We start from the raw sequence: 24,390 nt of genomic DNA on the forward strand, positions 1-24,390 counted from the left end.
TTTCCGGCGTTCACAAGTCGAAGAGGCGCATGGAGCCGAATCCTCCGTCGACGCTCAGGACCGAGCCAACCGTGGAAACGGCCTTGGGATCAGCGAGGTAGAGGACTGCCCGGGCGATCTCCTCGGGCGAGACCATGAAGCCAGTCGGCTGGCGATTGTTGTACGCCGCACGCTGGGCATCGGGATTCTGGGCTTCATCGATGAGGCGTCTGATGAAGGGGGTGTCGACCGTGCCTGGGCTGACGCAGTTCACGCGGATGCCTTCGTGGAGCAGATCCGCGGCCATCGCGCGGCTCATGGCCTCGATGGCCCCCTTCGTCGCTGCGTAGAGCGCTCGACGGCGTAGGCCGGTAGTCGCCGTACACGAGGACATGTTGACGATGCTCGGCGAGCCGGACCTGCGGAGGTAAGGCAGAGCTGCCCGCGTGGCTCGGACATACCCGAGGACGTTGATGTCGAAGACCGCGTGCCAGTCTTCGAGCGGACCGTCCTCGACCGAGGCGGGGTAGCTGCGCCCTGCGTTGTTCACCAGCACATCGAGGCGGCCGTGTGACTCGCCGATGGCGCCGATGGCGGCAGCGACCTGTTCGTCGCTGCCGACATCGGCAGTGAACGGCTGAACGCCGGCGGGTGCCCCGGCAACATCCTTGTCGAGCACCGAGACGTTTGCGCCCGCCTCGAGCAGGGCTTCGCTGACGGCCCTGCCGATGCCTGCCGCGCCGCCGGTCACCACTGCCACTGTCCCTTTGAGATTGCCGTTCACGAAGGATCTCTTTCTCTTTGTTGCCTGGGTCGCTTCTGCTGGGTCAGGTCAGGTTCTTGGCGGGGCGGAGGAACAGCGCGCATCCTGCCGAGATGAGCGCGACGACGATCATGTACGCCACCACGGCCGAACTTGTTCCGTACTGGGCTAGGAGGGTGGCCGCGATGAGGGGGGAGAGCCCCCCGCCCAGGATGGGTCCGAGTTGCTGCACGAGGGAGAGGCCGCTGTAGCGAACCCGGGCGGGGAAGAGCCCAGAGAAGTAAGCCCCCTGCGCCCCGTAGACCGAGCCGTGGCCAACCCCGAGCCCGAGCGCAATCGCAGTGTAGATGAGTGCGGGGCTGCCACTGCCGAGCATCGCGAAGAAGGGGACTGCGAGGAGCGCCTGGAAGATCAGTCCAGCCAGGTACACCCGGCGGCGGCCGAGCCTGTCTGAGAGCGCACCGAAGACCGGCAGGAGTAGGCACTCGAGGACCGCTCCGATCATGACACCGTTGAGAATCTCCTGCTGCGGCAGCTTGAGGGTGCTCACGCAGTACGTGATGGCGAACACGGCGTAGATGTTGAATAGGCCGCTTTCGGCGATCTTCGCGCCGATCCCGGCAAGGATGTTGCCCCAATGACCCCGGATGGCTTCGACGACGGGCAGTTTGGCGGTCGCCCCATCCTCCTGGACCTTCGCGAAGGCGGGCGACTCCGAGATCCGGTATCGGATGAACAGGCCAAGGGCGACCAGGACGATGCTGCTGAGGAACGGGATCCGCCAGCCCCAACTGATGAAGTCGGCGTGCGGGAGTGCCGCCAGTGCGCCCATGAAGAGAGTCGGGACGACCAAGCCCGCCGGGACCCCGATGTGCACAAGCGAGCTGTAGAAGCCGCGCTTGTTCTCAGGGGCGTGCTCGATCGTCATCGTCATGCCGCCGCCGTACTCGCCGCCGATTCCTATCCCCTGGACGAGGCGGAGAGTCACCAGCGTCAGCGGCGCGACTACCCCGATCGCCGAGTACGAGGGGACAAGGCCTATGGCAAAGGTGCCGAGTCCCATGATGAGCACAGTCAGCAGCAGAATCTTCTTGCGCCCGATCCGGTCACCAAAGTGGCCGAAGATGATGCCTCCGATCGGCCGGGCACAGTAGCCGATAAAGAAGGTCACGAAGGCCAACAGGGCGCCCACGAGGGGATCGGAACTGGGAAAGAACACCACGTTGAAGACGAGCGAGGATGCCACCGCATACAGGCTGAAGTCGTAGTACTCGATTGCATTGCCGATTGCGCTGGCAAGGGCGACCCGACGCATCTGGCGGTTGTCATGAAGTTGTGCGGGAGAGTCGACGCCTGAAGGCGAGGGTTCCGCGGTGAGGGTTGGCTTCTTCGCCATTGAAGTACTCCATCGAGACGGGAAATGAGAAGCGTGAGGAATGATTCATCTCACCGTTCGGAATCCGATCACTTGTTCGGATAGTTCCGAGTCTAGGCGCGAGTCGCGAGGCACGTCAATGTCCCCGTTCACCTGCCGCAGTCGTTCCGGTGAGCAGGACAGGCACTGGGTGGTTCGGGTGATGGGGACCACAATCGGTTCGTACCTTCGACAAAGAGGTCTTCGTGGAATCTGAACTTCGCCCGCCGGCGCTTGCCCAGGATGCCTTCGTTGCCAGCTTCGTCACCCTCTCGGGTGCGGGGTTCGGCGAGCCGGCCCGGCACCCCTTCGAGGTGCGGGCTGCCGCCGCGTCCGCAGGCGGCTTCTCGGGCGTCGGGGTGCACATCGACGATGTGGACGAAGAGGATGAAGGCGAACTGGCCCGACGAGACGATGTTCTTCGACGAACCGGCCTATCGGTCGCCGAGGTCGAGTTCATCAGCGGCTGGACGGGCGGCGAGCTCCCTCGCGCTCGGACCAAGGCGTTCCGTCTGGCAGCACATTGGGGCGCGCACCATGTGAGCATCGGCGAATTCACCGGCGGCGCACTCGACCCGCCCACCGCTTCCTCGGTCCTGGCGGATCTGGCAGCCGAGGCCGCGGAGCACTCCGTGACTCTGGCCCTTGAGGCCTTCCCGTGGTCCCGGATCGACAGCTATCCGAGGGCCCTGGAGCTGATCGAAGCTTCGGGGGCCGGGAATGTGGGCCTCCTTGTCGACGTGTGGCATTTCTTCAACACCGGCGCCAAGCTGTCCTTCCTCGACCATCTGGAATGCAGTCGCATCGCCGCTGTGCAGCTGAACGACGGTCCGAGAGTTCACAACGATTTCCTGCAGCAGGCCCGCAGGGCACGGATGCTCCCCGGGCAAGGGGAACTCGGAGTCCACGGCCTGCTGGAGCGTCTTCTTGCCCTGGGCTACACGGGCCCGTGGTTCGTGGAAGTCAGCACCCCGGAATTCCGGGCTCTGGGCGCCCGTGACGCGGCCGAGCAGGCGGTCACGGCCGCACGCCGGGCAGTCGAGGCGGCACGTCAGTCTTCCGTCACCGTTCCATCCAACTAACACCCTCACAACAGGAGAACCACGCCATGACTGCAATGACGCAGGGTGCTTCCGCGCGCCCCAAGACACCTTGGAGGGCGGCCGCGGCCAGCTTCCTGGGGAGCATGGTCGAGTACTACGACTTCTTCATCTACGGCTCCGCTTCGGCGCTCGTGTTCGGGAAGGTGTTCTTCCCCGAGATCGACCCGGTCGCGGGGACCCTGAGCTCACTCGCGACGTTCGCTGTCGCCTACGTGGCCCGCCCGATCGGCTCGTTCTTCATCGGCCACTACGGCGACCGTATCGGCCGCAAGCGCGTTCTCGTGTTCACCTTGCTCCTGATGGGCTTTTCGACCTTCGCCATCGGCTGCCTCCCCTCGTATGCGACCATCGGCGCCGCCGCGCCGGTGCTCCTCGTGCTCATGCGCGTGCTGCAGGGCCTCTCCGCCGCTGGCGAGCAGGCTGGGGCGAGTTCGCTGACGCTGGAGCACTCGCCCGAGGGGCGGCGCGGATTCTTCACGAGCTGGACGTTGAACGGCACGCAGGCCGGCCTGATCGTCTCGACGCTCGCGTTCATCCCCGTGGCGGCGATGCCGAACGCGCAGCTGCTCTCGTGGGGGTGGAGGGTCCCGTTCTGGGCCAGTGCGGTCGTGGTCCTCGTGGCCTTCGTGGTCCGCAGCAAGCTTGCCGAGCCGCCGGCCTTCGAGGAGCTGAAGTCGGAGGCGAAGGTCTCGCGCTTCCCGGTGTTCGAGTTCATCCGGGACTACCGGCCGGCATTCTTCCGCATCTTCTTCTGCGCGCTCATCTCATGTGTGTCCACCGCGATCTCGGTCTACGGCCTGGCCTATGCGACAGGCCAGGCGAAGCTCTCCAAGACCGACATGCTCTGGGCCATCGTCATTGCGAACCTGGTGGCCCTTGTTGCCCAGCCGCTCTTCGCCGTGCTGGCCGACAGGATCGGGCGCAAGCCTGTCTTCATCTTCGGCTGCGTCGGCTCGGGTGCCGCGATGTTCGCCTACTTCCCCCTGGTGGCGACGGGCACCTTCGGGGGCGCCGTGCTCGGAACTGTGCTCGTCACGGGTCTGACGTACTCGGCGGCCAATGCCATCTGGCCGGCCTTCTACGCCGAGATGTTCAGCGAGCGGGTCCGCTATTCCGGCATGGCTGTCTCGACCCAGCTGGGCTTCGTCTTCCAGGGCTTCATCCCCTCGATCGCGGTCGCGATCGCCCTGCCGGGCGCGGGCGGATGGGTTCCGGTCGCGGTGCTCATCGCAGTGATCTGCGGCGTGGCTGCCATCTCGGCGACGACCGCTCGCGAGACCTTCCGTGTACCGCTCGATGGGCTCGGGGCCGGCTCGAGGTCGAAGTCGGCACTGCCAGCAGTCGCTGAGGAAGCGTCCGCGTAAGGAAGCAGAGCAGCGTAAGTGGCCTCCGGCCTGGGACCTCATGCGGTTCCCGGCCGGGGGCCTCCTGCGCCTGCCGCAAGGATCCTCAATGGCGCTCCCACCGGCCCCACCCATGCTTCGACCGTGGGACTGCGCTGGATCATCCTGGACATGACGACGGCGGGGGCGCCCAGGGATCTCTCCCCGGCGCCCCCGCCGTCGTCGGAATTCAGGTGCTGCGCCTAGCCGATGAGGGCCTGCTGCTCCTTCTGGAGCTCGAGGGCGACGTCGATGATCATGTCCTCCTGGCCGCCGACGTAGCCGAGCTCGCCGACGCGGCGCAGGATCCGGTGGGCGGGGACGCCGTAGCGTGCGGCGGCACGCTCGGCGTGCAGGAAGAAGGAGTTGTAAACCCCGAAGCGGCCCTGGACGAGCGCGTTGCGGTCGATGCGGGGAAGGTGGCCTTCGGCGATCGGCCGGAGGATCTCCTCGGCGACGGCGCTGACGGCGTCGACGTCGACTCCGAGGGGCACGCCCATGAGGTCGAAGACGCTGGCGAGGACCTCGATCGGGGAGTTGCCGGGCCCGGCGCCGAGGGCGCAGAGGGTGCCGTCGATCTGGCGTGCTCCTGCCTCGTAGGCGACGACCGAGCTGCCGACCCCGAGCGAGAGGTTCTGGTGCCCGTGGAAGCCGACCTGGGCGTCGTCGCCGAGCTCGGCGACGAGGGCGCTGACCCGGTCGCGGACGCCGTCCATGAGCAGCGCCCCGGCGGAGTCGACGACGTAGACGCACTGGCAGCCGGCATCGGCCATGATCCGGGCCTGCCGGGCCAGCCCTTCGGGGGTGTTCTTGTGGGAGAGCATGAGGAATCCCACGGTCTCCATGCCCAGGTCCCGTGCGGCGGCGAAGTGCTGGACGGAGATGTCCGCCTCGGTCGAGTGAGTGGCCACGCGAGCGATGCTGGCCCCCGCCCCGTGTGCGGCCTTGAGCTCGTGGACCGTGCCGAGGCCGGGCAGGAGCAGGACGGCGATCTTGGCGCTGCGGACGCTCTGCGCGGCGGTGGTGACGAGTTCGACATCGGTGTGGCGGGCGAAGCCGTAGTTGAACGAGGAGCCGGCGAGCCCGTCCCCGTGGGTGACCTCGATGGCCTGGACCCCGGCGGCGTCAAGGGCCCCGGCGATCTCCCGCACGTTCTCGAGCGTGAACTGGTGGCGGACGGCGTGGCTGCCGTCCCGCAGGGTCGTGTCGGTCAGTCGGAGCGCGGGCAGGGCGGGCGACGGGGCGTTCATGCGGGGATCCTCTGCTGGGTCTTGTGCTCGGCAATGAGCTCGCCGGCCCGGACGGCGGCGGCGGTCATGATGTCCAGGTTCCCGGCCCAGTCGGGCAGGTAGTCGGCGTTGCCGCGCACCTCGAGCAGGACGGTGACCCGGGCGTTGCCGCCCCACTGTTCGCTGGCATCGTCGAACTGGGGCTCGGTGCGCAGGGTGTAGCCGGGGACGTACTTCTGCACCTCGGCGACGCGGGCGGTGATCGCCTCGGCGATGGCGTTGCGGTCCGCGTCGGCAGGGATCGCGCAGAAGACGGTGTCGCGCATGATCATCGGCGGCTCGACCGGGTTGAGGATGATGATGGCCTTGCCCCTGCGGGCCCCGCCAACGGTCTCGATAGCGTGGGACGTGGTCTCGGTGAACTCGTCGATGTTGGCCCGGGTCCCGGGCCCGGCGGAGCGGGAGGAGATCGAGGCGACAATCTCCGCATAGGGGACTTCGGCCACGGAACTGACGGCATGGACGATCGGGATGGTGGCCTGTCCACCGCAGGTGATCATGTTCACGTTCTGGACGTCGAGGTCATCCGGAAGTCCGACGGCCGGGCACAGGAAGGGGCCGACGGCGGCCGGGGTGAGGTCGATGGCGGTGATGCCGGCCTCTGCGTACCGGGGGGCGTTGGCCAGGTGGGCCTTGGCGGAGGTGGCCTCGAAGACCAGATCAGGCAGGTCATCCTGGGCCAGGAGCCAGTCGACTCCCTCGTGGCTGGTGCGGATGCCCATCGCCTTCGCGCGGGCAAGGCCGTCGGAGGCAGGGTCTACCCCGACCATCGAATGAACGGAGAGCCGCTCGCTGCGCAGCAGCTTGATCAGCAGGTCCGTTCCGATGTTCCCGGGGCCGACGATCGCCGCGGTGAGTCTAGTGGTGTCCATAGGTTCTGAGCGCCTTCGGTCATGGAAGTGGCAGGTCCATGAACCGTAGGAGCGCTCACCGTTCGGAGCCAAGGTGGCGTCTCGATGAGCGGAACGCCCTAGAGGTGCGGCAGGGCGGCAGGACGCGTCTTGAGCAGCCGGTTCAGTCCCAGGACGGCGGTCTGCACGGCCGGCCCGACCTGGGAGACGTCAAGGTAGTCGCTGAACCCGGAGATCGAGATGGCGGCGACGACAGTCCCGTCGGCGCCGATGATGGGGGCCGCGGCGCAGCTGATCCCCTCGCCGGACTCCTCGCGCTCGATCGCGAGGCCTGAGGCGCGGATGCGCAGCAGCTCGTCGCGCAGCACATCACCGTCGGTGATGGTGCGCGGGCCCACCTTCCAGAGGCCCTTTTCGATGACGCGGTCAACTGCGGACATCGGCGCGAAGGCGAGCAGGGCCTTGCCGACCCCTGTGGCGAACGCGGGCATCCGGCCGCCCACACGCGAGGGCATGCGGGGGGAGGTGCGCGAATGCATGATCGCGATGTAGACGACCTCCGCATCTTCCAGAACGGCCATGTGCACTGTCTGGCCGGTCGCCTGGCGAAGGTCGGCCATGACCGCCACGGCAAGGCGGCGCAGGTCGCGGGGGCGTGCGGCGAGCTCGCCGAGCTCGAAGACGCGAAGGCCCAGGATGAGGTCGTTGCCCTTGCGCTCAAGGAAGCCGTGCTCGATCAGCTCGGCCACGATCCGCGAGACCGTGGACTTGGCCAGGCCGCACCTGCGCGCGAGCTCGGAGACCCCCATCGCGGGGGTCTCGGAGGTGAAGGCGGAGAGGATGGCGGCCACCCGGCTCACCATGGAGTCAAGATTGTTCCGTTCACTGGGACACACTCGCCCAGTATTCGGTCGGGGATGCCTATAGTCAACGAACTGCCCCAAAGCCCCTCCGGACGACAACGAGGTCCCCATGGTCGACTACGATCCCCGCGACGCAGCCGCGGCGCTGCTGGATGCCTACCGCTCGGGGGTGCCCATTGCGCCTCTGTCTGAGACTGTCCCCGGCCTGAGCATCGAGCAGGCCTACGGCATCCAGCTGGCGCAGGTGGAGCACTGGAAGAACGCCGGGCATGTGATCAAGGGACACAAGGTCGGACTCACTTCGCGTGCCATGCAGCTCCAGCTTGGGGTGGACCAGCCGGACTACGGCCATCTGCGGGAGGACATGTTCCACCTCGACTCCGCCCCGGTGGACCTCGGGGCGTTCATCGCTCCCAAGGTCGAGCCGGAGATCTCGTTCGTGCTCAAGCGGCCCCTCGCGGGACCCGGGGTGACAGTGGCCGAGGCGATCTCCGCCGTCGACTACGCCATCGCCTCGCTGGAGATCATCGACTCGCGCATCGCGGACTGGAGGATCACCCTCGCGGACACGATCGCCGACAACGCCAGCTCAGGCGGCGTCGTGCTCGGCAGCCGCCCTGTGGCACTGCAGGACCTCGACCTGCCCCGCACGGGCTGCAACCTCTACCGGAACGGGCAGGTCGTGGGCACGGGCGCGGGCGGCGCCGTCCTCGGCTCGCCGATCAATGCCCTGGTCTGGCTCGCCAACACCCTCGGGCAGCTCGGCGTGAAACTCGAGGCCGGCTCGGTCGTCATGCCGGGATCCGTCTGCGCCGCCGTCCCAGTCGCGGCCGGGGACACCGTGAGCGCCGAATTCGCCGGCCTCGGGCTCGTCACCACCTACTTCGAAAGTGAGCAGACGCGATGACCGAATGGAATGTGGCCTCCGCCGCGCAGCACCTCCTCGATGCCGAGGCCGAACAGCGCGACATCACCCCCATCACCGACGAATGGGCCGAGCTGGATGTCGAGACCGCCTACCGCGTCCAGGACGAGGTCATCAGGCTCAAGCAGGCCGAGGGCCACACGGTGACCGGCGTCAAGCTCGGCCTGACGTCGCGGGCCAAGCAGCAGCGGATGGGCATCAGTTCCCCCCTCACAGCCGTCATCACGGATGCCATGGTCCTCGGTGCAGGGGTGCCTGTTCCGCTCGACGAGCTGATCCACCCGCGTATCGAGCCGGAGATCGTCTTCGTCATGGGCCGCGAGCTCAAGGGCCCCGGCGTCACCGCTGCTGCCGCAATGGCGGCCGTGGAGACCGTCCATGCGGGGTTCGAGGTCATCGACAGCCGGTTCAAGGACTTCAAGTTCACCCTGCCCGATGTCATCGCCGACAACGCCTCCTCTGCCCGCTACATCGTCTCCGCCCGGGGCTTCGACCCCGAAGGCCTCGACCTGGCCCTCGAAGCCGTGCTCGTGAGAGTCAACGGCAGTGTCATCGACACCGCGACCGGCGCGGCAGTGCAGGGCCACCCCGGCGAGGCCCTTGCCCTCGCCGCGAACTCGCTGGCCGAGCGCGGCCGGTCCATCCCGGCCGGGGCCCTGGTGCTCACCGGCGGCCTCACCGACGCCGTCTTCGTCAACCCCGGGGACCAGATCTCGGCCGAGTTCACCACCCTCGGCACCATCGTCACGGCCGGGAGCGCCGCGTGAACCGCGCCGACGCCGCTCCCGCCGCCGAGGAGCTGGACGAGCGGGGAAGGGCGGCCGAGCTCGCCCGACGCATCGAGGCCTTCCGCGCCTCATACGAGGAACTGATCGGCTTCGTCCCCCCGCGGGTGGCCGCTCGGTTCGACTCCCTCGCCGAGACCGACTCGGACCTGCTTGTCGCCCAGGAGCAGCTGCGCAGCCTCGCCATGTATCCGGAGTGCCTGGACCAGAAGACCGCCCAGCTCATCCTCTTCGGGATCCTCATGTCCAAGCTCAGCGATGCGGCAAAGCTGCACGGCGTCGCCGCGCGGCGCGCTGGCGCCACGGAGCAGCAGCTGCAGGCCACCGTCAACCTCGCCGCCCTCTTCGGCGGGGTGTCCGTGGCGAACCGCGCCCCGGCCGTCCTGGACGAGATCAACCACCTGATGCAACGGAGCACCCCATGACCATCGACTACCGCGAACCTGTCTATGACGTCGCCCAGCTCGGGCACACCGAACTCCTCACCCCCGACCTCGAGGCCAGCGCCCGGTTCTTCACCGAGGTCTACGGCCTGTACCGGGTCGAGGAGACCGCGGACTCCGTCTACCTGCGTGCCTGGGGCGACGAGGTCCTCACCTCCCTCAAGCTCACCGCCGCCCCGCAGGCCGGGCTCGGGCACGTCGCCTGGCGCGCCATGAGCCCCCAGGCGCTCGACCGCCGGGTGGCCGCCATCGAGGCGATGGGCATCGAGGGGCGGTGGACCGACGGCGACATCGGGCACGGTAAGTCCTTCCAGTTCACCGCGCCCGGCGGCCACACGATGGAGGTCTACTTCGAGACCGAGAAGTATCGGGCTCCGGACGGCGAGGAGCCCTACCTCCCCAACCAGCCGCAGAAGTACCGCCCCCACGGCGTCGCCGTCGAACGGATCGACCACATCAACCTGCTCGTCCCCGACGTGCACGCCAGCCGCACCTTCCAGCAGGAGGCCCTCGGCTTCAAGCCCCGGGAGATCCTGACCCCCACCCCCGATACCGAGGTCGGGGCGTGGCTGAGCCTGCAGACCAAGGCCCACGACCTCGCCCTCACCCGCGAACCCGCACCCACTGACGGGCGCCTCCACCACCTCGCCTACGAGGTCACCAGCCGCGAGGACGTGCTCAAAGCCGCCGACATCTTCATGGAGAACAACGTCTTCGTCGAATTCGGCCCGGCCAAGCACTCCCGGACCCAGGGCTTCTTCCTCTACGTCTACGAACCCGGCGGCAACCGCATCGAGGTCTTCGCCGGGGGAATCCACATCTTCTCGCCCGACTTCGAGACGGTGTACTGGAACACCGAGAAGGGTGGCCGCTCGACCGCTTGGGGCGTCGCCTGCCCGGAGTCGTTCTACAACTACGCCACCCCCAGCCAGACCTAGCCGCATGCCCATCATCGAGATCACCCTCGCCGAAGGCCGCAGCGAAGATGACCTGCGACGCCTCATGCAGGACGTCCACGACACCGTGCACCGCAGCATAGGCGCGCCCGAGGCGTCCATCCGCGTCCTCGTCCGCCAGATCGCCCCAGAACTCTGGCTCGCCGGCGGGGAAACCCTCGCCGAACGCGCCCGCCGCTAGCAGTGCACCCCCACGGAAGGACAGGAATGACCACGTCCACAGACGGACGCACCCGCCTCCTGGTCTTGAACGGACCGAACCTCAACCTCCTCGGCACACGCGAACCACACCTCTACGGCAGCGAGACGCTCGCCGACGTCGAAGCCCTCGCCACAGTCCGCGCCAACAAACTCGGCTACGGGATCGAGTTCTTCCAGAGCAACCACGAGGGCGTGCTCCTCGACAAGCTTCATGAGGCACGCGGCCACAGTGCCGGCGTCATCCTCAACCCGGGCGGACTCACCCACACCTCGGTCGCCCTGCGCGACGCCATCACGGCCGTGCAGGTCCCGACCGTGGAGGTCCACCTCACGAACGTCCACGGCCGGGAGGCATTCCGCGGCCACTCCTACATCTCGCCGGTTGCCCTCGCAGTCATAGCCGGCGCCGGCGTCCACGGCTACAGCCTGGCCGTCGAGATCCTCGCCCGCCACCTCAGCGCTCAGGACTCCAGGAACCGCGAGCCCGAGGAAGCCCTAGCATGACCACCCGAATCCTCGGCAGCAAACCCGCGTTCAGAGCGGGCCTCATCGGAAGCGGTATCCAGCTCTCCTTCTCACCAGCCCTGCACGAGACCGAAGGCCAGGCACTCGGCCTCGAATACAGCTACACGCTCATCGACACCGACACCCTGCCCGAACCGGAGCTCCGGTCCCTGGTCACCGAAGCCCGGAAGTCCGGGCTCTCGGGGCTGAACATCACCCACCCCTACAAGAAGGCCGTCATCGAGCACCTCGATGACCTCTCCCCGGACGCCCGAGCCCTCGGCGCCGTCAACACGGTCGTCTTCGAGAGGACCAGCAGTCGCTCCGCACCAACTTCCTCCTCGACCTCAGCCTGCCCGCGGCCCGCGCCGCAGCCCAGACACTCCAGGCACGCCACCGGCAATCGGTCATCATCGCCGAAGGGATCGGCCGCGCCGAGACCTACGTCCCCACCGCCGACGGCGTCGTGAACGCAACACCGCTGGGCATGCCGGCCCACCCCGGCACCCCGATCGACCCCGACTTGCTCAGCGCGACCACTTGGGTCCACGACATCGTCTACATGCCCCTGGTCACCGAATTCCTCGCCAGCGCCCGTGCCCGCGGCTGCAGCACCGCTGGCGGCGAACGCATGGCCGTCTATCAGGCAGCAGAAGCCCTCCGCCTCATCACGGGACACGCCCCGGACACCGGCCGCATGCTCGCCCACCTCCAAGAACTCATTGCCTAGAGGCCGACCACGCCGCCCGTGCTGGCCATTGTGAACCGTGCCGGGCGCCCCCACACTGGCTGCATGCGAGCCAAAATCACAGCGCAGCACCGGCCGCACCACGCCACGCAAGCGGCCGCGGCGCCCGAAGTCCGTGCGGCCGTCCCGTCCCCGACCGTCCCGTCCCCGCTCCCGGGCCCGGCCCCCACGACCGGCCCGATCACGTGGGACGAGCTCCATCTCGCGGGCCGCAACCACGAGGCCCCGCTCGAGTCGCTCCGCTGGCCCGTGAGCCCGCCGGGCCTCCACTACGTCCTGACCCACTTCGACGTTCCGGACGTCGACCCGGTGGCATGGCGCCTGAGGTTCGGCGGCGTCGTCTCCCATGCGCTCGCGCTCACGCTGAGCGACCTGCGCCGTCGCCCGCGCCGCACGCTCACGGTGACGCTCGAATGCGCGGGCAACGGGCGCTCCCGCCTCGAGCCGCGGCCGATCAGCCAGCCGTGGGACCTCGGCGGCTTCGGAACCGCCGAGTGGACCGGGACCCCGCTCGCTCCGCTCCTCGCGGAGGCGGGAGTCGAACCGGAGGCCGTCGAGCTCGTGTTCGAGGGCGAGGACCGGGGCTTCCAGGCCGGCGTCGAACAGCGTTTCGCCCGGAGCCTCTCGATCGCCGAGGCGAGCGCTCCCGACGTCCTCCTCGCGTACGAGATGAACGGCGCGCCACTTCCGCCCCAGCACGGCTTCCCGGTGCGCCTCGTCGTCCCGGGCTGGTACGGGATGGCGAGCGTCAAGTGGCTCAGCTCGATCGAGGCCGTCGCCGAGCCCTTCGCGGGCTACCAGCAGGCAGTCGCCTACCGCTATCAGGAGGACGCGGACGACGGCGGCGCTCCCGTCGAGCGCATCCGGGTCCGGTCGCTCATGGTTCCGCCGGGCGTCCCGGACTTCCTGACACGGCGCAGAACCGTGGACGCGGGGCCGACGATGCTGCGCGGGCGCGCGTGGTCGGGCGCGGGACCGGTCACGAAGGTCGAGGTCGGCATCGACGGGGTGTGGGCCGCGGCGCAACTCGAGCCGCCCGTCGGGCCGTACGCGTGGCAGGAGTGGTCATGCCCGTGGGTCGCGACCCGGGGCGCGCATCGCCTCGCGTGCCGCGCGCACGATGCGGCGGGCAACGTCCAGCCGGAGGAGGCGCCATGGAACCTCCAGGGGATGGGGAACAACGGGGTCCAGACGCTCGAGGTGGAGGTTCGTGATCCGGGCGCTGCTTCCTAACGTTCCGGCGTCAACGCGTGGCGCCTCTTGACGCTGGTGTTGCTGGAGTGAATCGTGGGACTATGACCCGCACTCTGCGCCCTTCGGTCCTCGCCGCTTCCGTGCTTGTCTCGCTCGTTGCCGCCGTCGGCCTCGCGGCCTGTGGCAACAGCCCGTCGAACCCGTCGACGTCGAGCGCTTCCCCGTCGGTGAGCGCTTCGGCCAGCCCATCCCCCTCGGCGAGCTCGGCCTCTCCGACCACTGGCATGTCCGGCGCGGCGGGACCCGCGCGGTGCCTCTCGACCCAGCTGAGCGCGTCGATCGGCCAGGGCGCGGGCGGCGCGGCGGGCCATTTCTACGCGAAGATCGTGCTCACCAACACCGGCTCGACCCCGTGCCTCCTGAGCGGCTTCGCGGGCCTCTCGCTCACCGACGGCCCGAACGGCGGCCCCATCGGGGCGCCCGCGGACCGCGACACGTCGGTGCCCGTCGTCGACGTCGTCCTCAACCCGGGCCAGGCGGGCGCCGCCGACTTCGGCATCACGCAGGCCGCCAATTACGTCGGGAGCTGCACCCAGGTCCAGGCGGCCGGGCTGCGCATCTACCCGCCGGAAGACTTCGGCTCCCTGTTCATCCCCGATCAGCAGACGGCGTGCAGCGAAACGTCGATCCATCTCCTGACCCTCAAGGCGTTCCAGCCGATGGCGTAAGGCCGCTCCGAGCCGAATAGCGTGATCCGCGAGACCAGCAGCAGTCGAGCGGAACCTAGGCGTCTGCCCGAGGCGACCGCGAACGGCGGTCGCCTACAGTTGGTCCATCAGGCTTTCGCAACGGTCAGCGCCACCAAATAGACACCGGGCCCCGTAGGAGCTCAACCACTCAGCCGCCGCTGAGCCCATCGGTTCGTCCGCTCCGGCCATCCACCCAGCCGCCGGGGCGGACGCATCAACCAAGGCAGCAGCCATGTTCAGCAAGCTCAGGGCCCTGTGGACCACCCAGAAGGCCCTCATCGCAGCAGCCCGGGGAGACGTCCCCGAAGTCGTCCGCCTCGGCAAGCTGGCCCGGGAGCTTCCGCCCCCGCGCCGGCTGCGCCCTGCGGCCACGCGCGCGAGCATCCTCATGGACCTCGCCACAGGTGCCTCCCGGGAGCGGGACCATCGGCACGCCGTCGCCCTCCTGAGGGAGGCAGAGCGACTGTTCACTTCCGTCGGTGCCTCTACCGGACGGAGCCGCTGGGTCGCCGAAATCCTCCTGAGGCTCGGAGGCGAGCTGCGGCTCGCTGGCCGCTACACGGACGCCTGCGATGCCCTGATCCGAGCCGAGCAGCTCGCGAATACCGACGCAGCGCGTCCCATGCGCCTGGCCTCCGTCTTCAACGCCCAAGGCATCTTGGCCAAGGACACGGGCCTCTACGAAGCCGCCCTCGCGCGCTACGAGGCCGCCCGCGCACTCATGGGGGCCGAGTTCGGCGAGGACCACCCGGCGCTCGGCGCCGTCCTGCTTGGGCTCGGCCGCCTTGACGAAGCCGAAGAGGCATACCTCCGCTCGAAGACCATCTGGACGGCGCGGCGCGGCCCGGGTCATCACGAGGTGGCCGTCCAGCTCAACGGCCTCGCCACCGTCAGCCAAGCCCGAGGCGATTTCGATGCTGCGGAGCGAGACTTCTGGGAGGCCCTGCGCATCAAGCAGCGCGTCCTCGGCGCGGAGCACCGCGAGGTGGCTGCTCTCCTGAACAACCTCGGCGCCCTTGAGATGGACCGCGGACATCCGGAGGCGGCTGCGCGACTCTACGAGACGGCGCTGCTCACCTTCCGCGAGACCCTGGGTGACGACCACCCCGACACGCGCCTGTGCACCGAGAATCTGGCACGTGGCCGGGAGCTCACACAACCGAACCAAAGAATGAGGTGGTCGTCATGACCGAAGCACGCTCTCAGCGCACGAACATGCGAGTCGCGGCCCTCGCAGGCCTCGGCGGCCTCGCAGCAGTCGCCGCCGCAGCGCTCGGCGCCGCCGCGTCGTACATGCATTCCCTCGCCCCGGAGGGCACCGAAGGCTACAGGGACACCACACCGCAGGTGGCCGCTCTCGCGTTCTCGTCCGTGGTCCTCGCCTGCGTCGGCCTGCTCGGGCTGGCCGTCCTGTCGAGGGCACGGGGCCGGAGCTCCTGGCTCGCGCTCACCGCATCGCTCCTCGTCGCTGCCGGGCTGACCTCCTTGACCTCCTTCTCCGTGTCGGGCGCCTCGGAAGAGGGCTGGGCGTGGTGGTCGTTCGGAGCTACTGGATTCGTGGCCATGATGCTCGGCCTCGTGCTCGGCGGCGTCCACGTCATCATCACGCGGGTCGTCCCGAGATGGGCCGGGGTGCTGGCCGTTGTGGCAAGTGCCGCGCTGTTCTTCTTCAACACTGAGACCGCTGCCGTGCTCTTCGCGGCGCCTGCCGCGCTCGCATGGGGCATCGTCGGCGGCTTCGCCTTGGGGGAGGCGCTGGGAGACCTCGGCATCGTGCACCGGCACGCGCCTGCGGTCGGGGCCTGAACCTGGCATGGAAGCTCCAGGAAACCGCGCCACCTGGGTGCTCGGCCGCGGCCCGGCCGTCTTCTGGGCGTTGTCAGCGGGAGGTGTGCTGTGGATCGTCCACGGATACTTCCGCATCATCACCCCCTATGGACCGGACACCGTGTGGCGGAAAGATCTCGGCTATTCCCCGATCATCAGCCCTGAGCTGTTCGTGCTGTACAACCTTCCCGGCGGCCTGGCGCTCCTGCTGGCAGCTTCCGCGGCGTTCTCCTTTCTGTCTGCCCTCGGCGCTGGACGCAGTGCGCTGAATTTCACTGCCCGGATGCTGGTTCTGGCGGCCTTTCTCCTCGGTCTTGTCGCCATGGCGGGTCAGCTATTTCTGTTCTCCCCTCCGACCGTGGTCGGCATCAGCTTCGGCATGCCCGCTCTCGGGCTGGCGCTGATCTTGACCGGTGTGATGGTCGCCAAAAACAGCGATGGACTTCGAGAGCACCGAAGAATGCTGGGGCCGGGGTTGATACTGCTGGGCACCATCGGGCTGTTCATCTTGCCGCTGTGGCCGATGATGTACGCAATGGGATGGCTGCCACTCTGGTTCGGGGCCCTCATCTACGCCGCATGTGGGGCAGGCTGGGTCATCTTGGGCGTGAGCCTCCGGCCTGCATCAGGCTCCATCAGTACGACGGCGGAGCACTTCCGGGACTGAGCCACACCGACGTCGCGGCTCACGAAGGCCCTGCCGGCAGTGCCGGGACTGCACGGGCCAGGTCCCGCCGTCGTGCGCCCACGAACCTCACCAAGATCCTGTCAGCGCCTCCAAAACTGTCAGTGGGGTGCGGGATGATGGTCCCATGACGCCCAGAAACGCCCCCGCTGCCCCCGAAGCGGGCGCGGTCCTCGGGCGCTTCGGCGCGGCCACGCGCGAGTGGTTCCTCGGGGCGTTCCGCGAGCCGACCCCCGCCCAGGCCGGGGCGTGGGAGGCGATCTCGTCGGGCCGGCACGCGCTCGTCGTCGCGCCGACGGGGTCAGGGAAGACCCTCGCGGCGTTCCTCTGGTCCCTTGACCGGCTCATGAGGCACGACGGCGGTGACCGCACCCCGGGTGGGCCCACCGGGGGAACGGACGACGACGGCGGTGCGCTTCCGGGGCTCGGCCTCGCCGACGTCTCGGCTCAGGCGGTCGCAAGCACCGGTGCGCCGTCCGCGCGGGCCGCGTCCCGCCGTCGTGCGCCCAAGAACCTCACGAAGGTGCTGTACATCTCGCCGCTCAAGGCCCTCGGCGTCGACGTCGAGCGCAACCTGCGCGCGCCGCTCATCGGGATCTCGCAGACGGCGCGGCGGCTCGGCCTCCCGGCCCCCGCGGTGAGCGTCGGGGTGCGTTCGGGGGACACGACGGCATCGGACCGGCGCGCCCTCCTGAGCAACCCGCCGGACATCCTCATCACGACGCCCGAGTCGCTCTACCTCATGCTGACCTCGCAGGCCCGCGAGACCCTCGCGGCCGTCGAGACGGTCATCGTGGACGAGGTGCACGCCGTCGCAGGAACGAAGCGCGGCGCCCACCTCGCGGTATCGCTCGAGCGCCTCGACGCGCTCCTCCCCAAGCCAGCGCAGCGCATTGGGCTTTCCGCGACGGTCGAGCCGCGCGAGCTCGTCGCCCGCTTCCTCGCGGGGCCGGCGCCGTGCGAGATCGTCGCGCCGCCCGCGTCGAAGACGTGGGAGCTCACTGTCACGGTGCCTGTCGAGGACATGAGCGACCTGCAGGGCGCGGCAGCCGCCCATGACATGGGCCCCGCGTCGGGCCTCCAGCCGCAGGCGTCGATCTGGCCGCATGTCGAGGAGAAGATCGTGGATCTCATCCTCGCGAACCGCTCGACCATCGTGTTCTCGAACTCGCGCCGCCTCGCCGAACGGCTCACGGGCCGGCTCAACGAGATCTACGCCGAGCGCCAGCAGCCGAGCGTCTGGGACGAACCGGCCACCCCGCCCGGGACGCCGCCCACTCGCACTCCGGCCGAGATGATGGCCCAGGCTGGCCAGACCGCGGGCGCGGATCCCGTCCTCGCGCGGGCCCATCACGGCTCGGTCTCGAAGGAGCAGCGCGCCCAGATCGAGGACGACCTCAAGTCCGGCCGCCTGCGCTGCGTCGTCGCGACGAGCAGCCTCGAGCTCGGCATCGACATGGGCCTCGTGGACTTGGTGATTCAGGTGGAGTCGCCGCCCTCGGTCGCCTCGGGCCTCCAGCGCGTGGGCCGGGCCGGGCACCAGGTCGGCGAGGTCAGCCAAGGCGTCCTGTTCCCCAAGCACCGCGCCGATCTCGTGCACACGGCCATCACGGTCGAGCGCATGCTCGCCGGCCAGATCGAGGCGCTCCGCATCCCGGCCAACCCGCTCGACATCCTCGCCCAGCAGACCGTCGCGGCCACGGCGCTCGGCCCGGTCGACGTCGAGGAGTGGTTCGACGTCGTCCGCCGCTCGGCGCCGTTCGCCACGCTGCCGCGCTCGGCCTTCGACGCGACCCTCGATCTCCTCTCCGGCCGGTATCCGAGCGACGAGTTCGCCGAGCTGCGGCCACGCATCGTGTGGGACCGGGACGAGGGCACGATCGAGGGCCGGCCGGGGGCGCAGCGGCTCGCCGTCACCTCGGGCGGCACGATCCCGGACCGCGGGCTGTTCGGCGTGTATATCGTCGGGACCGAGGACGAAGGGTCCGCACGGGAGGCCGCCCGCGGCGGACGGCGCGTCGGCGAACTCGACGAGGAGATGGTCTACGAGTCCCGCGTCGGCGACATCTTTGCGCTCGGCGCCACGAGCTGGAAGATCGAGGACATCACGCACGACCGTGTGCTCGTCTCCCCCGCATTCGGCCAGCCCGGCAAGCTTCCGTTCTGGAAGGGCGACGGCGTGGGGCGGCCCGTCGAGCTCGGCCGCGCCCTCGGCGCGTTCCAGCGCGAGGTTTCCGGCGCGGATCGGGCGCGCGCACTCGAACGGATCGAGGCCGCCGGGCTCGACGCGTTCGCCGCGGGGAACCTCCTCCAGTACCTCGACGAGCAGCGGCAGGCCACGGAGGTCGTGCCGAGCGACCGGGCGCTCGTCGTCGAACGCTTCCAGGACGAGCTCGGCGACTGGCGAGTCGTGCTGCATTCCCCGTTCGGCATGCCCGTGCACGCGCCGTGGGCGCTCGCTGTGGGGCAGCGGCTGAGCCAGCGGTACGGGATCGACGGCTCCGCGATGGCGGCCGACGACGGGATCGTGCTGCGCGTGCCCATGATGGAGGACGAGCCGCCCGGGGCCGAGCTGTTCGTGTTCGAGCCCGACGAGCTCGAAGGGATCGTGACGGACGAGGTCGGCGGATCCGCGCTGTTCGCGGCCCGATTCCGCGAGTGCGCCGCCCGCGCGCTCCTGCTCCCCCGGCAGAACCCCGCCAAGCGGCAGCCGCTGTGGCAGCAGCGGCAGCGCGCGTCGCAGCTCCTCGACGTCGCGAAGAAGTTCCCGCAGTTCCCCATCATCCTCGAGGCCGTGCGCGAATGCCTTCAGGACGTCTACGACCTCCCAGCCCTCAAGGACGTCGCGCGGGCCGTGCAACGCCGGGAGCTCCGCCTCGTCGAGACGACGACGCAGCAGCCCTCGCCGTTCGCCCGTTCGCTCCTGTTCGGGTATGTCGCGCAGTTCCTCTATGAGGGCGATTCGCCGCTCGCCGAACGCCGGGCGGCCGCGCTCTCGCTCGACTCGACGCTCCTCAACGAGCTCCTCGGCCGGGCCGAGCTGAGCGAACTCCTCGACGCGCGCATCATCGAGCAGACCGAGCGTGAGCTCCAACGACTCACCGATGATCGGAAGCTGTCCGGGATCGAGGGCGCGGCGGATCTGCTCAGGCTGCTCGGACCGCTCGCGGTCGACGAGGCCGCGGCCCGGCTGCGCGCGGACGACGACGAACTCCCCGTGGGCAGCCACCTCGCCACCGTCTCGGCCTGGCTCGAGGAGCTCGTGGCGAGCAAGCGGGCCCTGGTCGTCACGATGGCCGGCAACGAACGTTTCGCCGCGATCGAGGATGCCTCCCGGCTCCGCGACGCGCTCGGCGTTCCCCTGCCCATCGGAGTCCCACTCGCGTTCATCGAACCGGTAGCCGATCCGCTCGGAGACCTCGTGGGCCGCTACGCGCGCACGCACGGCCCATTCACCGCGGGCGAAGCGGCTGCGAGGCTCGGGCTCGGCGTCGCCGTCGTGCATTCGACGCTCAAGCGGCTCGCTGCGGACGGCCGCGTCGTCGAAGGGACATTCAGGCCAGCACCTGGTGACGCGCCCGCGGGCGGCACCTCAGGCTCCGCCGCCGAATGGTGCGATACCGAGGTGCTGCGGCGGATCCGGCGGCGTTCCCTCGCCGCCCTGCGCGCCGACGTCGAGCCCGTGGACCAGCCCGCTTTCGCGCGCTTCCTCGCGGCGTGGCAGCACGTCGGCCCCCTCGAAGGCGCGGGCGAGCGGAGAGCCGGGCGGGGTGGCCTGCGAGGGCACGACGGCGTCCTCACGGTCGTCGACCAGCTCGCCGGCGTGCCCATCCCCGCGAGCGCGTGGGAGCCCCTCGTGCTGCGGAGCCGGGTCGCGGACTACGCGCCGTCGGTCCTCGACGAGCTCATGGCCAACGGCGAGGTGCTGTGGACCGGTGCCGGGTCGCTCCCCGGGAACGACGGCTGGATCAGCCTGCATCTCGGCGAGTCGGCGGCGCTCACCCTCTCCCCCGATCCAGATTTCACGCCCGACGCCGCGCAGCAGCGCGTCCTCGACTTCCTCGCGGGCGGCGGCGGGTACTTCTTCCGGCAGCTCGCCGAGGCCGCAGGCGGAATGGACACCGTGCTCACCGACGAGGCCGCCGTTCAGGCCCTCTGGGATCTCGTGTGGGCGGGGCGCGTCACGGGCGACACCTTCGCCCCCGTACGAGCGATGCTCGACGCCGGGCACACGGCCCACCGCCAGCCGGCCCGCACGCCGCGGACCCGCTCGTACAGCGCCCGCTCCTCCCGGGCACCCCATGCCCTGCGCGGCGGCCGCCTCGCCTCGTTCGGAAGCATGGGGCGCCTCGGCGCCGTGAGCGGCCACGGCTTCGACGCGCCGTCCGCCGCCGCACCGCCCGCGGTCGCGGGGCGATGGTCGGCCGTCCCGCGCGCCGACCTCGACCCGACCCTCAAGGCGCACGCCCTCGCCGAACTCCTCATGGACCGTTACGGCGTCCTCACGCGCGGATCCGTCATGGCCGAGGAGATTCCCGGCGGCTTCGGGCTCCTCTACAAGGTGCTCTCGCGGCTCGAAGAGGCGGGAAAGTGCCGGCGCGGCTACTTCGTGGACCGGCTGGGCGCGGCCCAGTTCGCCGTCCCTGCAACCGTGGACCGGCTGCGCTCCTTCGCGAAGGACGATTCCGAACCGAGCCACGAAGCCTCCCCCGGGGCAGCTCCCCCAGCGGGGCTCGCGCTCGCCGCGACGGATCCCGCGAACCCATACGGTGCCGCACTCGCATGGCCCGAGGTGCCCGGCGCCGCGACGGGCCACCGGCCGGGCCGGAAGGCGGGCGCGCTCGTCGTGACGGTCGACGGCGCGCTCATCCTGTACGTCGAACGCGGCGGGAAGACCCTCCTCGCCTTCTCCGACGAGCCGAGCCTGCTGGGGCCCGCGGCGGAAGCCCTCGTCGGCGTCGTCCGCTCGGGCGCCGTCGACAAGCTCGTCATGGAAAAGGTCAACGGCCGCGACCTCCTCGACACGCCCCTCGCCCACGCGCTCACCTCGGCGGGCGCCTACTCGACGCCGCGAGGCGTACGGATCCGCGCGTGAGCGCGCGCGGAGCAGCACATGCCTGAGGGCGACGATGTCTGGCGGGTGGCCGCCCGCATGCACGCGGCACTCGCCGGGAAGCGGCTCGCCTCAAGCGACTTCCGCGTGCCCTCCCTCGCGACCCTCGACCTCTCGGGATGGACGGTCCTCGAGGTGGTCTCGCGCGGAAAGCACCTCCTGCACCGGCTCGCGGCCCCCGACAGCGCTGATTCCGACGACGGCGCTACCGAGGCACGGATCAGCATCCACTCGCACCTCAAGATGGAGGGAAGCTGGCAAGTCCTCGGGCCGTCGGATCGGTGGCACAAGCCCGCCCACACGGCCCGCGTGGTGCTGAAGGCCGAGGACGGCGTGAGCGCCGTCGGCTTCTCCCTCGGGATCCTCGAGGTTGTCCCGACCGCGGAGGAAGGGCACGTCGTCGGCCATCTCGGGCCGGATCTCCTGGGTGCCGATTGGGACCCCGAGCTCGCCGAGGCCAATCTCCGCTCCCGCCCCGACCGGGCGATCGGCCTCGCGCTCCTCGACCAGCAGAACCTCGCCGGAATCGGGAACATCTACCGGAGCGAGCTGTGCTTCCTGTTCCGGGTCCACCCCGCGGCGCCCGTCGCGGCGGTGGCGGACCTCTCGGGCCTCGTTACGACGGCCCATCGGCTGCTCGAAGCCAACAAGGCCCGCCCATCACGCAATACGACGGGCGGCTACGGGCCCCGCGGCGATTCGTGGGTGTACGGACGGGCCGGGCAGCCCTGCCGGCGGTGCCGGACGCGCATCGAGCACGCGACGCTCGGCGAGCCCGCCGCGGCCCTACAGCGCGAGAGGGATATCTGCTACTGCCCGAGCTGCCAGCCACCGCCCGGCTAGGCGTCGGGCGAGACGTGGCCACGCGTGAGGCGAGACGTGGCCACGCGTTTCTTGGCGACGGGTGGCCAGCTCTCACCCAACGGGTGGCCAGCTCTCACCCAACGGGTGGCCAAGCTTTCACCCAACGGGTGGCCAAGCTTTCACCCTACGCGTAGACCGCCGCGAGCCATTCCGTCCATGCCTGGGTGTTCGCCTCGCCGCGCGCCTCCCGCTCGTCGGGCGTCGGCCCCCCGAGCGAGAAATCATGGACGGTGAGGCCCACGCGATCACCGAACGCGTTGCGGCCGAATACGCGCACGAGAGCGTCCGGGGTCCGCAGGCCGAGGAAGTTCGCGTTGCGGAAGTCCACCGTGACCGGCCCGATGCCGAAGCCCGGCAGCTCGAGCTCGCGCACGTCTCCGGCGGAGGCACCCTCGAGGCCGAGGTGGGCGACGAGCTTCTCGAACGCGTCAACAGCCTCCGACGCATCGGGTCCGCGCACGTCGCTGAATGCCACGGGACGCCCGTCGAAGTGCGCCAAGTACTCGCCGAGCGTGTGGAGGTAGAAGACGGTGTGCTTCGCGGCGCCGTCGTACTGCTGCTCCCAGTCGTCGGTCAGGACGCCCGAGTGCACGTAGTGCAGATGCGTTCCGTCCGGGCCGGGAGTGAGCACGTGCTCAAGCTGGTTGTACCACCCGTCGGGGCCCTCCATGCGGGTGACGAGGCGTGTGGGGTACTCGTCGACGGTGCGCACTGCCGGCCACTGGTCGGTGGGGAACATCCACGCGGAGGTGTCCTCGGTGACGGCCTTCCAGATCTGCTCCGGCGTGGCCTTGACGACGACGTCCTGGACGATTTCGAATTCGTGGCTCATGGCTGGATCTCCTCGTTCGGTGCAGCGGTGTCGGTGGATTCTCTGAGACTCGGATGGAGCGCGACGACGAGCCGGTGCCTGCGCCCGCCCGGCGCCTTGGCGTCGTGGTACTTCGAGGCGAGGCGCGCGACTTCGGCTCCCAGCTCCTCGGCGAACGCGGCCCGCGCGGCCGCGGAAGCAAAGGTGATTTCGCCGTCGATCGCGAATGTCGCCAGCTGCCGCTGCTCCGCCGTCGCCCCGATGAGCAGCCGCCCGACCTCCTGGACCATGCGCGAGGCGAGCGCGAGGAGCCAGTATGCGCTGAAGCGATCCCTCAGGCGCCGCGGGTCCGGCTGCACGGCCGCGAGCGCCGCCGGGGAGATGACGTAGGCGGCCGCGGTCGCCTGGACGACCCGCTCCATGACGTTCCCCTTGCGGCGCTCCTCGACGAGTTCGACGAGCCCGTGCTCCTCGAGGGAGCGCAGGTGGTAGTTGACCTTCTGCCGGGGCAGGCCCACCTTGGCGGCGAGGCCGGACGCGGACGACGGCGTTGCCAGCTCCCGCAGGAGCCTCGCCCGGAGTGGGTCGAGGCTCGCGGCAGCTGCGGCGGCATCTTCGATCACGACGACGTCTTGCATGCCTCCAGTCTGGCCACCGACAAATCTTTTTGTCAAGACTAAAATGCTAGTCCGTCGCTCATGTCCGCTTCATCCAAAGCAGACGGCGTGCCTCGTCGAGACACGCCGTCGCTGGAGATTGGGACTCTCGGCGGGCAGCTTACCCTTCGAGGGTCCGCCGAAGCTCCAGATACTGCTCAGGAGTGATCTCGCCCCGCGCGAGCCGCCCATCGAGGATCTCGCGCGCGGACCCGGGATATGGGCCGCTGGGCGCGTGACCCGGCATCGGGGGTACAACCCCCGGCGGCATGCTCCCTGGCGGCG

General features: G+C 69.5%; 24 protein-coding genes. 17 read left to right on the top strand and 7 right to left on the bottom strand.

Annotation, left to right across the window (positions count from 1 at the left end; all coding sequences use genetic code 11):
- Positions 1 to 10: 10 nt before the first annotated feature.
- Both SPF06_RS20035 and SPF06_RS20040 read right to left on the bottom strand, forming a co-directional pair.
- Positions 11 to 739 carry an SDR family NAD(P)-dependent oxidoreductase gene (locus SPF06_RS20035; protein WP_323280929.1) on the bottom strand — a complete coding sequence of 243 codons (729 nt, stop codon included), beginning with the start codon at positions 737 to 739 and terminating at the stop codon, positions 11 to 13.
- 67 nt (positions 740 to 806) lie between these two features.
- Positions 807 to 2,138, bottom strand: a complete 1,332-nt coding sequence (locus SPF06_RS20040) for an MFS transporter (RefSeq protein ID WP_323280930.1) — start codon at positions 2,136 to 2,138, stop codon at positions 807 to 809.
- 332 nt (positions 2,139 to 2,470) lie between these two features.
- Between SPF06_RS20040 and SPF06_RS20045 the strand changes: the two genes are divergently transcribed.
- Both SPF06_RS20045 and SPF06_RS20050 read left to right on the top strand, forming a co-directional pair.
- A complete protein-coding gene (locus tag SPF06_RS20045; protein WP_323280931.1) occupies positions 2,471 to 3,238 on the top strand; it encodes a sugar phosphate isomerase/epimerase family protein in 768 nt (255 codons plus the stop codon).
- Positions 3,239 to 3,264: 26 nt separating this feature from the next.
- Positions 3,265 to 4,623 carry an MFS transporter gene (locus SPF06_RS20050; RefSeq protein WP_323280932.1) on the top strand — a complete coding sequence of 453 codons (1,359 nt, stop codon included), beginning with the start codon at positions 3,265 to 3,267 and terminating at the stop codon, positions 4,621 to 4,623.
- 221 nt (positions 4,624 to 4,844) lie between these two features.
- Here SPF06_RS20050 and dmpG read toward each other — a convergent pair whose 3' ends face one another.
- From dmpG to SPF06_RS20065, 3 genes are all read right to left on the bottom strand, one after another.
- A complete protein-coding gene (dmpG, locus tag SPF06_RS20055) occupies positions 4,845 to 5,891 on the bottom strand; it encodes a 4-hydroxy-2-oxovalerate aldolase (protein WP_323280933.1) in 1,047 nt (348 codons plus the stop codon).
- Positions 5,888 to 6,802, bottom strand: a complete 915-nt coding sequence (locus tag SPF06_RS20060; protein ID WP_323280934.1) for an acetaldehyde dehydrogenase (acetylating) — start codon at positions 6,800 to 6,802, stop codon at positions 5,888 to 5,890. The genes dmpG and SPF06_RS20060 overlap by 4 nt, the downstream gene beginning before the upstream one ends.
- Before the next feature lie 98 nt (positions 6,803 to 6,900).
- Positions 6,901 to 7,644, bottom strand: a complete 744-nt coding sequence (locus tag SPF06_RS20065) for an IclR family transcriptional regulator (protein ID WP_323280935.1) — start codon at positions 7,642 to 7,644, stop codon at positions 6,901 to 6,903.
- Positions 7,645 to 7,753: 109 nt separating this feature from the next.
- On the opposite strand from SPF06_RS20065, the gene SPF06_RS20070 reads away from it, so the two are divergent.
- The 15 genes from SPF06_RS20070 (at position 7,754) to SPF06_RS20140 (ending at position 22,617) form a co-directional block, all read left to right on the top strand.
- Complete coding sequence (locus SPF06_RS20070) at positions 7,754 to 8,551, top strand: 2-keto-4-pentenoate hydratase (RefSeq protein WP_323280936.1); 798 nt, start codon at positions 7,754 to 7,756, stop codon at positions 8,549 to 8,551.
- Entirely contained in the window at positions 8,548 to 9,336 is a 789-nt protein-coding gene (locus tag SPF06_RS20075) for a 2-keto-4-pentenoate hydratase (protein WP_323280937.1), read from the top strand. The genes SPF06_RS20070 and SPF06_RS20075 overlap by 4 nt, the downstream gene beginning before the upstream one ends.
- Positions 9,333 to 9,779, top strand: coding sequence for a carboxymuconolactone decarboxylase family protein (locus SPF06_RS20080; protein WP_323280938.1), 447 nt, complete (start codon positions 9,333 to 9,335; stop codon positions 9,777 to 9,779). The genes SPF06_RS20075 and SPF06_RS20080 overlap by 4 nt, the downstream gene beginning before the upstream one ends.
- Positions 9,776 to 10,735 (top strand): VOC family protein, encoded by a 960-nt coding sequence (locus SPF06_RS20085; protein WP_323280939.1) that lies wholly within the window; start codon positions 9,776 to 9,778, stop codon positions 10,733 to 10,735. Before SPF06_RS20080 ends, SPF06_RS20085 begins: the two co-directional genes overlap by 4 nt.
- Before the next feature lie 4 nt (positions 10,736 to 10,739).
- Complete coding sequence (locus tag SPF06_RS20090; protein WP_323280940.1) at positions 10,740 to 10,934, top strand: tautomerase family protein; 195 nt, start codon at positions 10,740 to 10,742, stop codon at positions 10,932 to 10,934.
- A 26-nt stretch (positions 10,935 to 10,960) separates the two neighbouring features.
- Positions 10,961 to 11,458, top strand: coding sequence for a type II 3-dehydroquinate dehydratase (gene aroQ, locus SPF06_RS20095; RefSeq protein WP_323280941.1), 498 nt, complete (start codon positions 10,961 to 10,963; stop codon positions 11,456 to 11,458).
- On the top strand, positions 11,455 to 11,928 hold the full coding sequence (locus SPF06_RS20100; RefSeq protein ID WP_323280942.1) for a hypothetical protein: 474 nt from the start codon (positions 11,455 to 11,457) through the stop codon (positions 11,926 to 11,928). The genes aroQ and SPF06_RS20100 overlap by 4 nt, the downstream gene beginning before the upstream one ends.
- Positions 11,925 to 12,188, top strand: a complete 264-nt coding sequence (locus tag SPF06_RS20105; RefSeq protein ID WP_323280943.1) for a hypothetical protein — start codon at positions 11,925 to 11,927, stop codon at positions 12,186 to 12,188. The genes SPF06_RS20100 and SPF06_RS20105 overlap by 4 nt, the downstream gene beginning before the upstream one ends.
- A gap of 63 nt (positions 12,189 to 12,251) precedes the next feature.
- The gene (locus SPF06_RS20110; protein ID WP_323280944.1) at positions 12,252 to 13,439 is read left to right on the top strand and encodes a sulfite oxidase; all 1,188 of its coding nucleotides are present in this window, start codon (positions 12,252 to 12,254) and stop codon (positions 13,437 to 13,439) included.
- Between the two features lie 62 nt (positions 13,440 to 13,501).
- Positions 13,502 to 14,128 (top strand): DUF4232 domain-containing protein, encoded by a 627-nt coding sequence (locus SPF06_RS20115; RefSeq protein WP_323280945.1) that lies wholly within the window; start codon positions 13,502 to 13,504, stop codon positions 14,126 to 14,128.
- A gap of 253 nt (positions 14,129 to 14,381) precedes the next feature.
- Positions 14,382 to 15,338 (top strand): tetratricopeptide repeat protein, encoded by a 957-nt coding sequence (locus SPF06_RS20120; protein WP_323280946.1) that lies wholly within the window; start codon positions 14,382 to 14,384, stop codon positions 15,336 to 15,338.
- Positions 15,335 to 15,955 carry a hypothetical protein gene (locus SPF06_RS20125; RefSeq protein WP_323280947.1) on the top strand — a complete coding sequence of 207 codons (621 nt, stop codon included), beginning with the start codon at positions 15,335 to 15,337 and terminating at the stop codon, positions 15,953 to 15,955. The genes SPF06_RS20120 and SPF06_RS20125 overlap by 4 nt, the downstream gene beginning before the upstream one ends.
- A gap of 7 nt (positions 15,956 to 15,962) precedes the next feature.
- Positions 15,963 to 16,643 carry a hypothetical protein gene (locus SPF06_RS20130; protein ID WP_323280948.1) on the top strand — a complete coding sequence of 227 codons (681 nt, stop codon included), beginning with the start codon at positions 15,963 to 15,965 and terminating at the stop codon, positions 16,641 to 16,643.
- 145 nt (positions 16,644 to 16,788) lie between these two features.
- The gene (locus SPF06_RS20135; RefSeq protein ID WP_323280949.1) at positions 16,789 to 21,756 is read left to right on the top strand and encodes an ATP-dependent helicase; all 4,968 of its coding nucleotides are present in this window, start codon (positions 16,789 to 16,791) and stop codon (positions 21,754 to 21,756) included.
- Between the two features lie 18 nt (positions 21,757 to 21,774).
- Positions 21,775 to 22,617: a DNA-formamidopyrimidine glycosylase family protein gene (locus tag SPF06_RS20140; RefSeq protein WP_323280950.1), complete on the top strand. Its 843-nt coding sequence runs from the start codon at positions 21,775 to 21,777 to the stop codon at positions 22,615 to 22,617.
- Positions 22,618 to 22,762: 145 nt separating this feature from the next.
- Here the strand turns inward: SPF06_RS20140 and SPF06_RS20145 are convergent, their stop codons facing one another.
- A complete protein-coding gene (locus SPF06_RS20145) occupies positions 22,763 to 23,470 on the bottom strand; it encodes an SRPBCC family protein (RefSeq protein WP_323280951.1) in 708 nt (235 codons plus the stop codon).
- Positions 23,467 to 24,087, bottom strand: a complete 621-nt coding sequence (locus SPF06_RS20150) for an ArsR/SmtB family transcription factor (protein ID WP_323280952.1) — start codon at positions 24,085 to 24,087, stop codon at positions 23,467 to 23,469. The genes SPF06_RS20145 and SPF06_RS20150 overlap by 4 nt, the downstream gene beginning before the upstream one ends.
- Between the last annotated feature and the right edge of the window lie 303 nt (positions 24,088 to 24,390).

It is taken from the genome of Sinomonas terricola (assembly GCF_034931225.1).
Taxonomy (GTDB): domain Bacteria; phylum Actinomycetota; class Actinomycetes; order Actinomycetales; family Micrococcaceae; genus Sinomonas; species Sinomonas terricola.